The sequence below is a fragment of the Bradyrhizobium sp. GW821-FHT13H05 genome (assembly GCF_058804065.1).
This window is the reverse complement of the sequence record NZ_JBXAPO010000007.1, coordinates 150,793-163,590: the sequence shown is the minus strand read 5'-3', so window position 1 is coordinate 163,590 and position 12,798 is coordinate 150,793. Positions and strand designations below refer to the sequence as shown.

The window sequence follows — 12,798 nt, the reverse complement described above, 5'->3', positions numbered from 1 at the left end:
GCCATCGGGCATGCGTGGCAATCGTTTCGGTGCTCGCGAGGAGACAGACATGAGCAGGCACTGGGTCGACATCACCGCCGTCGGCTTCTTCATCATGGAATGGCTGGTCTATGGTCTGACGCTGGAACACGCGGCCTATGGCCGCGACAGCCTGTCGGCGCGCATGAACCGCTATCGCGAGGTCTGGGTCCGCCGCCTGCTCGACCGCGAGGCCCGCATGGTCGACATGCAGATCATGGCCTCGCTCCAGAACGGCACCGCCTTCTTCGCCTCCACCAGCCTGTTCGCGCTCGGCGGCGCGCTGGCGCTGCTGCATGCCACCAACGACGCCATCACGATCCTGAGCAAGCTGCCGATCGACCTCAGCACCTCGCCCGCGATGTGGGAGCTGAAATGCGTCGGCCTCGTGCTGATCTGCGTCTATGCCTTCTTCAAGTTCGCCTGGGCCTATCGCCTGTTCAACTATGTCGCGATCCTCTACGGCGGCATGCCGCCGGCTTCGCAACGCGATACGCCGCAAGCCGAAGCCCACGTCATGCGCACCACGCGCCTGTTCGAATCCGCCGGTCGCCATTTCAACCGCGGCCAGCGCGCCTTCTTCTTCGCGCTCGGCTATCTCGGCTGGTTCGTCAGCCCCTGGGTGCTGTTCGTGACCACCGCAGCCGTGGTGATCGTGACGTGGCGCCGGCAGTTCGCATCCAGCGCCTGGGCGGCGATGGCGCCGGAGGTGGTGGCGGATGAGGGGATGCGGAGGCGCGGGCATTGATGTGCTCTCGTGTCCCGGGCGCGCTGCAACGCGTAGCGTTGCTGCGCAGAACCGGGACCCATAAGGCCGCCCGGATTGTTCTCGGAGACATGGGCCCCGGCTCTGCAGCGCACCGTCGAAGGGACGCTGCGCTGCGTCCGGGGCACGAGAGCGGAGTGTAGCGCTCGCAATGACGGAGTATGAGGTGACGGCTTCGTTCTCCAAACACCACTGTCATTCCCCGCCTTGTGCGCAATTGCGCACTGGAGCGGGGAATCCAATACGCCGCAGCCTCTCGGTTCAATCATGACCGTCTCGGAGTACTGGATCGCCCGGTCAAGCCGGGCGATGACAGCGAGTGTGTAGCCGCAGACACGCCTTCGCATCCTCGCGGCGCATTTCGCCCGAGCTTTGCCTGGTCACGCCACCCTCTTGAACCAAGAGGGCGCAGGGAAGGCCGGGTGCTGACCTCGCACCCGCGGTCCGCTGCGCGAAAAGCACACGCAGGAAAACCGCACAGCAGCATACAGGTGGTGCCAATCACTCGGCCTTCCCTGCGCGATGGTTGGACGGCTTATGCCGTGCTCTCCCGGGAGCCGAACTTTCCTTCTGGCCTCCCTCGCCTCGCGAATTGGATGATGCAGTCTGCCCGGTTGGGCTCGCTCGCACCTTCGCGAAGACTTGACCGTAGCAACGACGGCCAGGACCACACGGTTTTGCCGTACGCAGCTCATCCGGCTTCGCCAAGAGGCTTCGCCGGACTTCAGCGCCGCTCGTCCGCACGTGGCCACGGGCTCACAGGGACTACCCGCCCTGCCCGCACCCTCTCGCGCACGACGCTGCCGCGTCCACCGCAACCCGGCTCGCATATCGTGACGACGTACGATCGCCCCTCAAGGATGAGCCGGGATGGGCGACACATACGCCATTTCCGAATTTCGGTAAAGTGGAATATTTTTGCGCGGATGGCTTGACGGCATATGCGCGGTGTTTTGCCCGTCGGGTTAACAGCCTATTTTGTTGGATCAGATTCACGCCACCTGCGTGACAACGATCACTCAGGCGCGACTTGACATCGAGTGCGAGTTTCCTCGAAAAATCCAACCATGATCAGCTTTGCAAAGCTTGCGGATCTGCCAACCACGCCCTTCTCCGGGGAGGACGTGGTGCGTGGCATCGAATGCTCCGCATCCGACGACGACGGTCCGGGACGCGTGCGCGTCGAGGTCGACGGCAAGCCCGACGTTCTCGCCTTCTATGGCGCCGCGCCGGAAGGAGCGCCGGCCGATCCCGTCATCTTCCTGCGCGGTGACGCCGTGGAGAAGCGCGACGACGGGGTCGTCGCCAACGCGTGGTACGTCGCAGCGACAGCCTACGACGTGCAGGCGCTGACCGAGCAGCTGAGCGCGACCTTCCATCGCCCCTATGTCCACCTGGCGCGCCCGGGCATCCTGGGCTCCTCGGGTCACCATCTCGACCGGCGGCGGCCGCGCGAGGTCGCGCTGGTCGATGCGGCGCTCACCCGGCTCAAGGCGCATTTCGGCTGGCGCCGCCTCAATCTCGTCGGTCAGTCCGGCGGCGGCCATCTGGTGGCCGCATTGATCGCGCGCCGCGATGACATCGGTTGCGCGGTGATCACGTCGGGAAACACGGCGGTGGCGCAGCGCAACCGCGAGAACGGCTGGACCGCCGACATCACCGGCCATAGCGACTTTCTCGACCCGATCGACCATGTCGCGGAGGTCGCACGCCATCCCCCGCAAGCGATCATCGTGCTGACCGACCCGCAGGATCAGCGCGTCTCGACGTCGGTTCAGACAGCCTATGTCGAGGCGCTGCGCAGGGTCGGCGTCACCGTGGACCATCGCCTGCTGCCGGCAGCCGGCAAGCTTCGCCATGACCTGCAACTGCCGGGAATTCTGGCCGCCTTCATTTGGCTCGCGGACCACGGCACGTAAGTCGCTCATATTACGATCGTCGTTGGACGCCGCGATCGCCTGCCTGCTTCTTCTTGCAATCCCGTGGGCCAGAGCACGATTGCATGTAGAAATATTTCTATCCGCCATCAAGACACAGACTGAAGCACAATCATAGCGATTATGTCATTGACCGTTCGATCGCATACGGCATCTTCTGATTGCTTCCAACCACCAAAGCCCACCTGACAAACCTGAGAATGAACGCCGGCGGCAATGGCGCAGGCGGGCTGGTAATCATCCATGAATACGCTTAGGTCGGCCAGCCGCTCATTCGAGGACAGACATGTTTCGAAACGATTTCTGCGCGCCGTACGCTGCAATGGACGGCTGGGGTCACTTTGTCCCCCATCCGGCTCCGACGCCGGATGGCATAGATCCGGGTCAGGAGGTCGGCGCCAAGTTTCGCCCCGTTCGTCAGCGCCGCAACACCAGCACGCAGAACAAGGTCTGGAATACGATCGCCGAGCGGATCAACGCCTACCCATATCCAGTCAGTGATCAATGCACCGAGAAGCATTACTGGGACGTCTTCGAGTTTCTTCGCTCGAACGTCGGCGTCGTAGACCGCGTTGCCGAGTGCGGCACGTTTGAGGGTGGCCTCTCGGTTCTGCTCGCCGGATGTGCCGTCGCCTTCGACTTCCGGCTGGATCTGATCGAAGTCGTCCCGGCACGCATGGCCGCCACCTATCATCGCATTCGGTTGACCTTTCCCGAAGCCCTGGATCGCGTAAACCTGTTCTTCGGGGAGTTGCCCAACTACATCAAGGCCGTCCAGGACGATCCGACGTTCCGCAACGCCGTTTTTCACCATGACGGATCGCATATCTTTCAGACTGTGGTGCGCGATCTCGCATCCCTCTCCTTCGTGAAGGATCGGGTCCACGCCGTCCTCATCCAGGACACGCACTTGCGCAAGACTGACCCCGATCTCTGCTGGTTTGTCGATGCGGCCGTCACGGCTGTGTTCGGGCACGATCCGCACTACCAGCCACTGGGCACTGTTTTCCCCGAGACGACGACGCCCGATGAGAATGGCATATACTTCGTCGGTGGGCGGCCGGAGGGGATGCTCCTGCCTTTTGGGTTGAACAATTTTCTGTACCCACATCCAGGCCAAACCCTCGAAACGTTGACTGCATATCCGGCGAAGTGACACGCTCTTGCCGACCGGCCTGATGCCTCAGGCACGCAATCCTCGCGTCCAAAACATCCGACTTGCTATTGCTCTCGTGGCTCAGGGGATGCGTTTCGCCCCCGCTCTGCCAATCCCCGCATACTCGCGGCGATTTACGTGGGATATTTCTGCCGGCTATACCGACACCTCTCGCCATTTCCTGATGCTCCACGCGCTCACGACCGAACTGAAGTCGCAGGCCCTCTTGCCGGGTGGAGTCCTCCAGCTTCTTCATCACGCCGATGCGCTTCCTGATGGGCGTGGGCCAACCCTGCACGAACGATGCCCGGGTGCGGGTCGAGTATTGCGCGGCATGTCTCGTGCCGGTGCGCGGCTTTGAGCTGCAGTTCCAGAAGTAGCCAGTCTCAACGTGCGACGCGGTGCAGGCGTCACGACCCGCCAAAATCCCCCGGTGTGAACGGCAGGTCCAGCACCTTCCATTCCTCGTATTTGTCCACAGGCAGCATCTTGTAGGGCTGACAGGCCTGCAGCGCGCTCGTCGCCGACTTCACGATGGCCACGCCCTTCACGGATGGCGGGGCTTCGATCAGGATCGGCGGACGCGCCAGCGTGCCGTCGGTGGCAAACACCGCGCGCAGCTTGATGCGCACCGGGTCGGTCGGCGCGACACCGGCCGGCAATTTTGCGCAGCTGCGCAAGCGCCGGCGAAGCTCGGCGATGACCTCGGGCGGCAGCTTGGCGCCGATCGAATCCTTGGCATCGCCGCCGTCATCCTTAGGTGCGTCCTTCGGCTCGACCGGCAGTTCAGGCGGCAGGCCCAGCATCACGCCGTATTTGACGGTGACGTCGGGCTCGGGAGCCTGATAGGCCGGCGGCGGCGCCTGCGGCTGTGACATCGCTTGTTGCGGAGGCTGCTGCGCCGGCTGAGGCGGCTGCTGTTGCGGGGGCGGCTGTTGCGGGGGCAATTGCGATTGCGGCGGCTGTTGCTGCTGCTGAGGTTGTTGCTGCTCTTGTGATTGCGGCGGCGGCTGTTGAGCTTGCGGCTGCGCGGTGGACTCGCGCTGCTTTGGCGGCTGTGGAGGCTCCGGCTGCTTCTGCGCTTCGGGCGAGGGTTGGGAGGCGGCCTTCTTGGCCGCAGGCTTCACTGCTGCCTCCGCCTTGTCCTTGTCTGTGACATCCAGCTTCGGCAGTCTCAGCTCGGGGGTCGGGGTCGGCTCCGGGGCCTTCTCCTTTGCGGCCTCCTCCGCCTTCATCTCCTGCTGCTTGACCTGCTCCGGCGTGACGATGTCGACCGTCACGGTTTCGGTCGGCGCGGCATGGAATGGACGGACTTCGCTGATCACGATGATCAGCGCGACCAGCGTCAGATGAGCGATCGCCGACGCTGCAATGTCCGTCCGTATGATTGTCCGCAGTTCCATCGCCCGGTCTTGGGTTGCCGCCCTGCTCCTAGCATACCGGAACGGCCCCTCAATCCCATTTTGGCGCGAAGCCGAAATCGGTCAGGCGGCCCTTGGGATTAGCCAGCGCGGCAATCTCCGCCATCTCGTCGGCCGAGAGCTCGAAATCGAAGATATCGATGTTTTCCGACAGGCGCTCGACGCGCGAGGTCCGCGGGATCGCAGCAATATTCTGTTGCACCAGCCAGCGCAGGCAGATTTGCGCCGGCGTCTTGCGATGGGCGCGCCCGATTGCCGCAAGCGTCTGGTCGGACTTGATGCGCCCCCGGGCGATCGGGCTGTAGGCGACCAGTGCGAGACCGTGCTGGTCGCAGGCCGCCCTCACCTTCACCTGGTCGAGATAGGGATGGTATTCGACCTGGTTGCAGACCAGCGGCTCGCCCGACAGCGCGACCGCCTGCTCGATCAGCGCCACCGTGAAGTTGGAGACGCCGATATGGCGGGTCAGCCCCATGCGCTTGGCATGCGACAGCGCGCCAAGCGTCTCCGCCAGCGGCACGTGCGGATTGGGCCAGTGCAGCAGCAGCAGGTCGACGGAGGGCAGCCGCAAGCGCGCCAGGCTCTCCTTGACCGAGCGCTCGAGATCATTGGGGGCGAAATGATTGGTCCAGACCTTGGTGGTGAGGAAAACGTCGTCGCGGCGCACGCCGGAGGCGCGCAGGCCGTCGCCGACCTCGCGCTCATTGTCATAGACCTGTGCGGTGTCGATGTGGCGATAGCCGAGCCGCAGCGCCTGCTCGACCACGCGCGCGGCAGGCCGCCCGCTCAACTCCCAGGTCCCCAGCCCGATCGCCGGGATCCTTGCGCCATTGGCCTCGACGAACAGCATGAGGAATCCTCTCTGTTGCGGCAGCCCCGAACGCCATTATGGACCCGGCCCGTGGCACTGCCAACGGACGCCGCTGGCGGTTCGGCCGGATATTCAGCGCAATGCTAACGGGAGGTGTGCGGGGGGCCGTGATGTCAGGCTTTGGCTCAGGCTTTGGCGAGCGCCTGGAACACGGTGTCGGGCGCATGCGCGATCACCGCGAGCAGCGCGCGGGCCGGTCCCCGCGGGGCGCGCTTGCCCTGCTCCCAATTGCGGATGGTCTCGACGGGAACGCCGAGTTTTGCGGCGAACTCCATCTGGGTCAGGCAGGCGCGGCGGCGCAGATCGCGCACCGCGAGCGAGTTCGTGTCGGCCGGCGCGGCATTGACCATGGGCTCAACCGGGTGCGGCTGGACCGGAAATTCTTGTCCGTCCCGCAACTCAACGACCCGTCCGTCCGCCTTCAGCCGCAACCGCATGTCCATTCCCCCAAGCGCGGGTGATGATGCGGCAGGTCGCTTAAGTTCGGATTAAAGATGATGGTCTCGTGCCCCGGACGCGGCGCAGCGCCACTTCGGCGGTGCGCCGCAGAGCCGGGGCCCATCTCGCCGCAATACCGTGCCGCTTTATGGGTCCCGGTTCAGCGCAGCAGCGCTGCGCGCCCGGGACACGAGAGAGCGTGCGCCGCCTACCTACCTCAACCCGAACCACAGCGTCGCAATGCCGAGGAAGGAGAAGAAGCCGACCACGTCGGTCACCGTGGTGACGAAGGTGCCCGACGCCACCGCCGGATCGGCCCTGACCCGTTCGAGCGCCATCGGGATCAGGATGCCGCCGAGCGCGCCGGCGACGAGGTTGCAGATGATCGCGAGCCCGATGACGATGCCGAGGCCCGGGATCCGGAACCAGACCACCGCGGCGATGCCGGTGATCACGGCAAAGGCGAGCCCGTTGACGAGACCGACCGTGGCCTCGCGCATCACCACGCGCCAGGCATTGGAGGCGCCGAGCTCGCGCGTCGCCAGCGCCCGCACCGCCACTGTCATGGTCTGGGTCGCGGCATTGCCGCCCTGGCTCGCCACGATCGGTGCCAGCACCGCAAGCGCAACCATCTTCTCGAGCTGGCCCTCGAACAGGCCGAGCACGGAGGATGCCAGGAAGGCGGTGGCGAGATTGACCAGCAGCCAGTTGAACCGCGCGCGCGCAATGGTGAACACGGTGTCGGAGAGTTCTTCGTCGCTGGTGACGCCGCCCAGCGCCTTCAGGTCCTCGTCCGCCTCTTCCTCGATCACGTCGACGACGTCGTCGACGGTGATGACGCCGACCAGCCGGTCCTGGGTGTCGAGCACGGGGGCTGCGACCAGATTGTACTTGCCGAACATGCGCGCCACCTCCTCCTGGTCCTCCAGGACGGAGACGCGGCGGCGATCCTCGTCAGTCAGTTCCGCAAGCGCCACCGGGCGGCGGGCGCGGAGCAGCACGTCGAGCGAGACCGCGCCCTGCCAATGCTGATCCTTGTCGACGACATAGATCTCGTAGAAGCGGTCGGGCAGATCGGGCGTATCGCGCATGTAGTCGATCGCCTGGCCCACGGTGAAATCCTGGGGCACCGCGATGAACTCGGTCTGCATCCGCCGGCCGGCGGAATTTTCCGGATACAGCAGGCTGCGCTCGAGCGCGACGCGCTCCTGCAACGGCAGCTTATCGAGGATCTCCTCCTGCTCGTCCTCGTCGAGGGTTTCCAAGAGCTCGACCGCGTCGTCGGATTCGAGCTCACGGACGCCTTCGGCCACCGTCTCCGGCGGCAGCTCGTCGAGGATCTCGTCGCGGACGGTCTCGTCGACCTCGTTCAGCGCCGAGAAGTCGAAGTCACGGCCCGTGAGCTCGACCAGGCGGACGCGGTCGTCGGGCTCGAGGGCTCCGATCAGGTCGCCGAGATCGGCCTCGTGCAGCTCGGCGACGCAGGCGCGCAGCGCCGCGCTGTCGCCGGCCTCGATCGCGCGCGCGATTTCCTCGACGAATTCGTGCCTGATATCGCCGTCTTCATTGCGCATCGGCACGTGGTCGAGTACCGAATCCACAGCGGTTGGGGCACCGTCCATATGATCATCCATGGTGCGCCTCGCCGTTTGACAGGTTGGATCAGGTGGTCTGAGCTAACGGCTCAGGCAATACCCACAAGGCAACTGCGAGCGCAATGGCAAAGATGCTTGGGTTAAAGATGCTCGGACTGAGGTGGACCTCGATGTCGCTGGCTGCGGTCCTCGCGGCCCTCAGCGGCATCGCCTCGGCCGTGGCCGCCGAGTGCCCGCGCAAGGACGCGCTCGGCACCTCGCGCATCCTGAGCGTCGACGCCAAGACCACGCCGCGCGTGGGCCTGAAGAGCTTTCCGCAGACGTTGCCGCTGGCCGATCACGAGGTCGTGCTGACCTTCGACGACGGCCCGCATCCACCGACGACGTCGAAGGTGCTGGCGGCGCTGGCGCAGGAATGCGTGCGTGCGACCTTCTTCCTGATCGGCCTGCACGCCTCAGAGCATCCCGACATGGTCAAGCGCATCGCGCGCGAGGGCCACACCATCGGCCACCACACCTGGTCGCACCCGTTCATGGCGCGGATCCCGTTCGACAAGGCGAAGAGCGAGATCGACCGCGGCATCGCGGCCGACGAGATGGCGCTGCACGGCACCTCGACGACGACACCTTCGACGCCGTTTTTCCGCTTCCCCTATTTCGAATCCACGCAGGCCGAGCTCGACCTGCTGCAGTCGCGCGGCATCGTCGTGTTCGGGGCCGATTTGTGGGCCAGCGACTGGAACGAGATGACGCCGGAGCAGGAGTTGAAGCTCATTACCGAGCGCCTCGCCGCCGCCGGCAAGGGTATCATCCTGTTCCACGATCCCAAGGCGCGCACGGCCGCGATCATGCCGGCCTTCCTGCGGTATCTGAGGGAGAACGGTTTTCGCGTGGTTCACGTGGTTCCGGCGGGCACATCACAGAAAAACGCCGACACCCGTTGATGCCGGAATGTCACGCCGGCGCAAAATGGGGTGATCCGGGCCCTATTAACAATCCGTTCATGATACGCCATGCAAAGATGAAGGGGGTATTGCGCCTGAACCGTTTTTGGGCGGCTCCGACCTACTATGGCGGTCATCGCGTATGAGGGCAGACGGGGTTCATGATCGGAAGTAGCGTTGTTGTTCGGACGCGATCGTGGATCGTCCTCTGTCTGGGATTGCTGACCCTCGGCACACCGGCGGCGCGCGCGGCCGACTGCCCCGGCCATCCCGGCGCGCTCGGCACCTCCCGCACCCTCGTGGTCGATCCGCGCGAGCATCCGCGCATCGGTACCATGCAGTACCGCGAGACGCTGCCGCTTAGGGATCACGAAGTGGTCCTGACCTTCGACGACGGTCCGCTGCCGAAATATTCCAACCAGATCCTCAAGATGCTCGACGACGAGTGCATCAAGGCGACGTTCTTCATCATCGGGCAGCAGGCCAAGGCGAACCCCGAAGGCGTCCGCAAGCTGGTGGCGGCGGGCCACACCGTCGGCACGCACAGCATGAACCATCCGCTGACGTTCGACCGGATGCCGATTGAGAAGTTCGAGCCCGAGATCAATGGCGGCATCGAATGGACCTCGGCCGCAATGACCGATCCGTCGAAGCAGCTCGCACCGTTCTTCCGCATTCCCGGCCTGATGCGCGCCGAGGGCGTCGAGAACTATTTGATCTCGCGCGGCATCCAGGTCTGGAGCGCCGACTTCCCCGCCGACGACTGGCGCCACGTCTCGTCCGACCGCGTCTACCAGCTCGCGATCCAGCGGCTGGAGGCCAAGGGCAAGGGCATTTTGCTGCTGCACGACATCCAGGCGCGGACGGTTGCGGCGCTGCCCAGGATCATCCGCGACCTCAAGGCACGCGGCTATCGCATCGTGCACGTGGTGCCCGCAACCGCCGACCAGCCGGCGACGCCGACCACGGCGGTGGAGTGGCTGTTGCATCCGCCGACCGAGACGACGCCGATCGCACGCTGGCCGGCTGTGCCGAATTTCGTGTTCACGCAGACCAGGACGATGCCGGCGCCCTCGCTGGCCGATCTCAATGCGCAGACCGGGCATCAGCCGCTGCTGCCGCGCCGGACCAGGGCGCAGGTGGATATCGCATCCACCCTCGCCGCGCCCGGCCGCGATCTGTTCGCGATCCCCGAGGGCTCGGTCGAGGTGCTGCTGTCCACGACCTTGTCGCGGCGCGCCGCGACGCGGCTGGCGATGGCGGCCGAGACGCCGCGTGCTGCCAAGGGCAAGTCTGGAAGCATCAAGGCCCGTGCGTCACACGCCTCCCGGACCGCACACGCTGCCCACGCCACGCCGAAGCAGGCCGCGCAGGCCAAGGGCACTGCGTCCAAGAGCGCCGCCCCAAAGGGCGCTACGCCGCATCCGACCCGCGTGGCCAGCCTGAAGAAGCGCGCGCAGTAAACTTTACTGCCGCATGATGGCGGCGACGCAGAGCAGCACGATCAGCGCCAGGAAGAACAGGTCCATGTAGGACTTGAGCTCGCCGTCGCGGCGCAGCCGCGCAACGTCGGCGACGACCTGCCTGCGCGCATTGGTTCCACCGGAGCCGTCATTGATCGGGGCCTGCAGGCGCTTCGTCTCGGCCTCAAGCTTCTCGATCTTCTGGAAGAAGTAGAACGCACGCAGCGTCGAGGCCGCGCGCATGCCGGCATAGACCAGCACCAGGATCGCGATGATCGCCCGGTTCTGGTACTTCTCCATGAAGTTCAGGCTGAAATAGACCATCGCCATGAACGCGAAGTTGGTCACGAAGCGGTAGACGAAGCTTAGAAAGACCATGCTGGCTCCAGCCTTGAGCGGTACGACTTGGGCGTTACGACCGTTCGGCTTCCGAGAGTTGGGGGATGCGGATCACAGGCCGGAACAGCCGACCTGAACGCCGCGCGAGGCCCGTCTACGCCAACTTTGTTTCAACAAAGATACCATCGTCCGCGCAATTGCCGTCTTTTAGCCACGCGCGGCCATAATGCAAGCCGGGCCAGACCGACCGCTCTGTTCCACGCGCGGGCGCCTGGCAACGGCTCAATGGAGATTTGGCTGAAGTCGCGATAGACTGATCCGGCGCCACATGTGGGGTCTGCCGATGCCGAAAAAGGGAATCACGGGCCACGACGACTGGGTTCTGACCGAGGCCCTCGCGACCGCGCTGGTCGCGCTGGAGCAGCTCGCGCCGAAGCACCAGCCGAGCGCGCATATGGACGACATCCGCAAGATGCTCTCCAGCGGCAAGGAGCCGGCGGCGGTGAGCCTGCACCTCGCCCAGGCCAAGTGCCGCCTGTTTCCGGATGTCGATCCGCTGGAGATCTACCGGGAATACGGCATCGGCGAGGAATATGGCTGAGAAGCCCTGCTTTGGCCTCGCCCCCAGCCGACGCTAGTTTCCGGAGGCCTTGAGCAACGGACACTCACTTTGGCTCAGGGGGAGAAAGGCGTCTTCGGCGGGGATCTTCTCGACGACCTTGTAGTAGTCCCAGGGCGTCTTGACCTCCGCGGGCTGCTTGACCTCGACCAGATAGAAATCGTGCACCAGCTTGTTGTCGGCGCGCAGCCGTGCCCCTCGCGCATAGAAATCGTCCACCGGCATCGCACGCATTTTCTCCAGGACGGCACCGGTCTCGTCCGTTCCGGCCGCTGCCGCCGCCTTCAGGTAGTGCAACACGGCGGAGTAGACGGCGGCCTGCGGCGCGGTCGGCATCGCCTTGTGCAGCTTGAAGAACCTCTCGGCGAAGGCACGCGTCTCCTCGTTCAGATTCCAGTACCAGGCCGTGACCGTGGTCAGCCCCTTGGCCGTTTCGACACCCATGGCGTGCACGTCGGTCAGGAACATCAGCTCGGCGACCGGCTTCTGCGCCCCCGTATTCATTCCGAACTCGTTCCATTGCTTCATCGAGGTCACGAGCTGCTCACCGGCGTTGGCGAAGGCGACCACCTTGGCCTTCGAGGCCTGGGCCTGCAGCAGGAACGAGCTGTAGTCGGCGTTCCCGAGCGGGTGAAACACCGTACCAAGCGACTTGGCGCCGGTCGCGGCAAGCACGCGCTGCGACACCTCCACCATGTTGCGTCCGAACGCGTAATCGGCAGCGATGAAGAACCAGCTGTCGTAGCCCTGCGACACCAGCCTGCGAACCGATCCGGCGACGAGGTTATAATTGTCGTGCAGCCACATCAGGCCGGTGCGCGAACATTGCTTGCCGCCGATATCGGTGGTGCCGACGGCCGAGTAGATGACAATCCTGTTCTTGTCGCGCGCGATCGACTGGATGGCGAGCGCCACCGCCGAGTTGCCGACATCGGCCACCATGTCGACACCATCGACGTCGAACCATTTGCGGACGATCTGGGCGCCGATATCCGGCTTGTTCTGATGGTCGGCGACGACGATGTCGACCTTCAGCCCCGGCGTCGCCCGCTGGAAATCCTCGACGGCCATCTTCGCAGCAACGACGGAGCCGGGTCCGGCCAGGTCCGACAAGGGTCCGCCCTGATCATTGATGATGCCGATCCTGACCACTCCGCCGGAGAAGTCGGCGGCCGCGCTCCGCTCCGTGAGCGCGACCGGACCCAGCGCCAGGATCACGCAGAAAGTCAAA

General features: G+C 64.8%; 12 protein-coding genes. 6 read left to right on the top strand and 6 right to left on the bottom strand.

What is annotated here, in order from left to right:
* Positions 1-49: 49 nt before the first annotated feature.
* The 3 genes from AC1RR3_RS22490 (at position 50) to AC1RR3_RS22480 (ending at position 3,877) form a co-directional block, all read left to right on the top strand.
* Positions 50-766, top strand: coding sequence for a DUF599 domain-containing protein (locus AC1RR3_RS22490; RefSeq protein ID WP_492825294.1), 717 nt, complete (start codon positions 50-52; stop codon positions 764-766).
* A 1,085-nt stretch (positions 767-1,851) separates the two neighbouring features.
* The gene (locus tag AC1RR3_RS22485) at positions 1,852-2,703 is read left to right on the top strand and encodes an alpha/beta hydrolase family protein (RefSeq protein WP_492825293.1); all 852 of its coding nucleotides are present in this window, start codon (positions 1,852-1,854) and stop codon (positions 2,701-2,703) included.
* Positions 2,704-3,007: 304 nt separating this feature from the next.
* Positions 3,008-3,877 carry a hypothetical protein gene (locus AC1RR3_RS22480; protein ID WP_492825292.1) on the top strand — a complete coding sequence of 290 codons (870 nt, stop codon included), beginning with the start codon at positions 3,008-3,010 and terminating at the stop codon, positions 3,875-3,877.
* 410 nt (positions 3,878-4,287) lie between these two features.
* On the opposite strand, the gene AC1RR3_RS22475 is transcribed toward AC1RR3_RS22480, so the two are convergent.
* The 4 genes from AC1RR3_RS22475 to mgtE all read right to left on the bottom strand — a co-directional run bounded on the left by AC1RR3_RS22475 (position 4,288) and on the right by mgtE (position 8,241).
* Positions 4,288-5,280: a hypothetical protein gene (locus tag AC1RR3_RS22475; RefSeq protein WP_492825291.1), complete on the bottom strand. Its 993-nt coding sequence runs from the start codon at positions 5,278-5,280 to the stop codon at positions 4,288-4,290.
* Positions 5,281-5,329: 49 nt separating this feature from the next.
* A complete protein-coding gene (locus tag AC1RR3_RS22470) occupies positions 5,330-6,148 on the bottom strand; it encodes an aldo/keto reductase (protein ID WP_492825290.1) in 819 nt (272 codons plus the stop codon).
* A 146-nt stretch (positions 6,149-6,294) separates the two neighbouring features.
* Positions 6,295-6,612, bottom strand: a complete 318-nt coding sequence (locus AC1RR3_RS22465; RefSeq protein WP_035968153.1) for a helix-turn-helix domain-containing protein — start codon at positions 6,610-6,612, stop codon at positions 6,295-6,297.
* Positions 6,613-6,819: 207 nt separating this feature from the next.
* Entirely contained in the window at positions 6,820-8,241 is a 1,422-nt protein-coding gene (mgtE, locus tag AC1RR3_RS22460) for a magnesium transporter (RefSeq protein WP_492825289.1), read from the bottom strand.
* Between the two features lie 131 nt (positions 8,242-8,372).
* Here mgtE and AC1RR3_RS22455 point away from each other — a divergent pair, with 131 nt between their 5' ends.
* On the top strand, positions 8,373-9,146 hold the full coding sequence (locus tag AC1RR3_RS22455; RefSeq protein WP_492825445.1) for a polysaccharide deacetylase family protein: 774 nt from the start codon (positions 8,373-8,375) through the stop codon (positions 9,144-9,146).
* Between the two features lie 161 nt (positions 9,147-9,307).
* Entirely contained in the window at positions 9,308-10,609 is a 1,302-nt protein-coding gene (locus AC1RR3_RS22450) for a polysaccharide deacetylase family protein (protein ID WP_492825288.1), read from the top strand.
* Positions 10,610-10,612: 3 nt separating this feature from the next.
* On the opposite strand, the gene AC1RR3_RS22445 is transcribed toward AC1RR3_RS22450, so the two are convergent.
* The gene (locus tag AC1RR3_RS22445; RefSeq protein ID WP_492825287.1) at positions 10,613-10,987 is read right to left on the bottom strand and encodes a hypothetical protein; all 375 of its coding nucleotides are present in this window, start codon (positions 10,985-10,987) and stop codon (positions 10,613-10,615) included.
* A gap of 304 nt (positions 10,988-11,291) precedes the next feature.
* Between AC1RR3_RS22445 and AC1RR3_RS22440 the strand changes: the two genes are divergently transcribed.
* The gene (locus AC1RR3_RS22440) at positions 11,292-11,549 is read left to right on the top strand and encodes a hypothetical protein (protein ID WP_492825286.1); all 258 of its coding nucleotides are present in this window, start codon (positions 11,292-11,294) and stop codon (positions 11,547-11,549) included.
* A gap of 33 nt (positions 11,550-11,582) precedes the next feature.
* Here AC1RR3_RS22440 and AC1RR3_RS22435 read toward each other — a convergent pair whose 3' ends face one another.
* Positions 11,583-12,785: an ABC transporter substrate-binding protein gene (locus tag AC1RR3_RS22435; RefSeq protein WP_492825285.1), complete on the bottom strand. Its 1,203-nt coding sequence runs from the start codon at positions 12,783-12,785 to the stop codon at positions 11,583-11,585.
* Positions 12,786-12,798 lie beyond the last annotated feature (13 nt).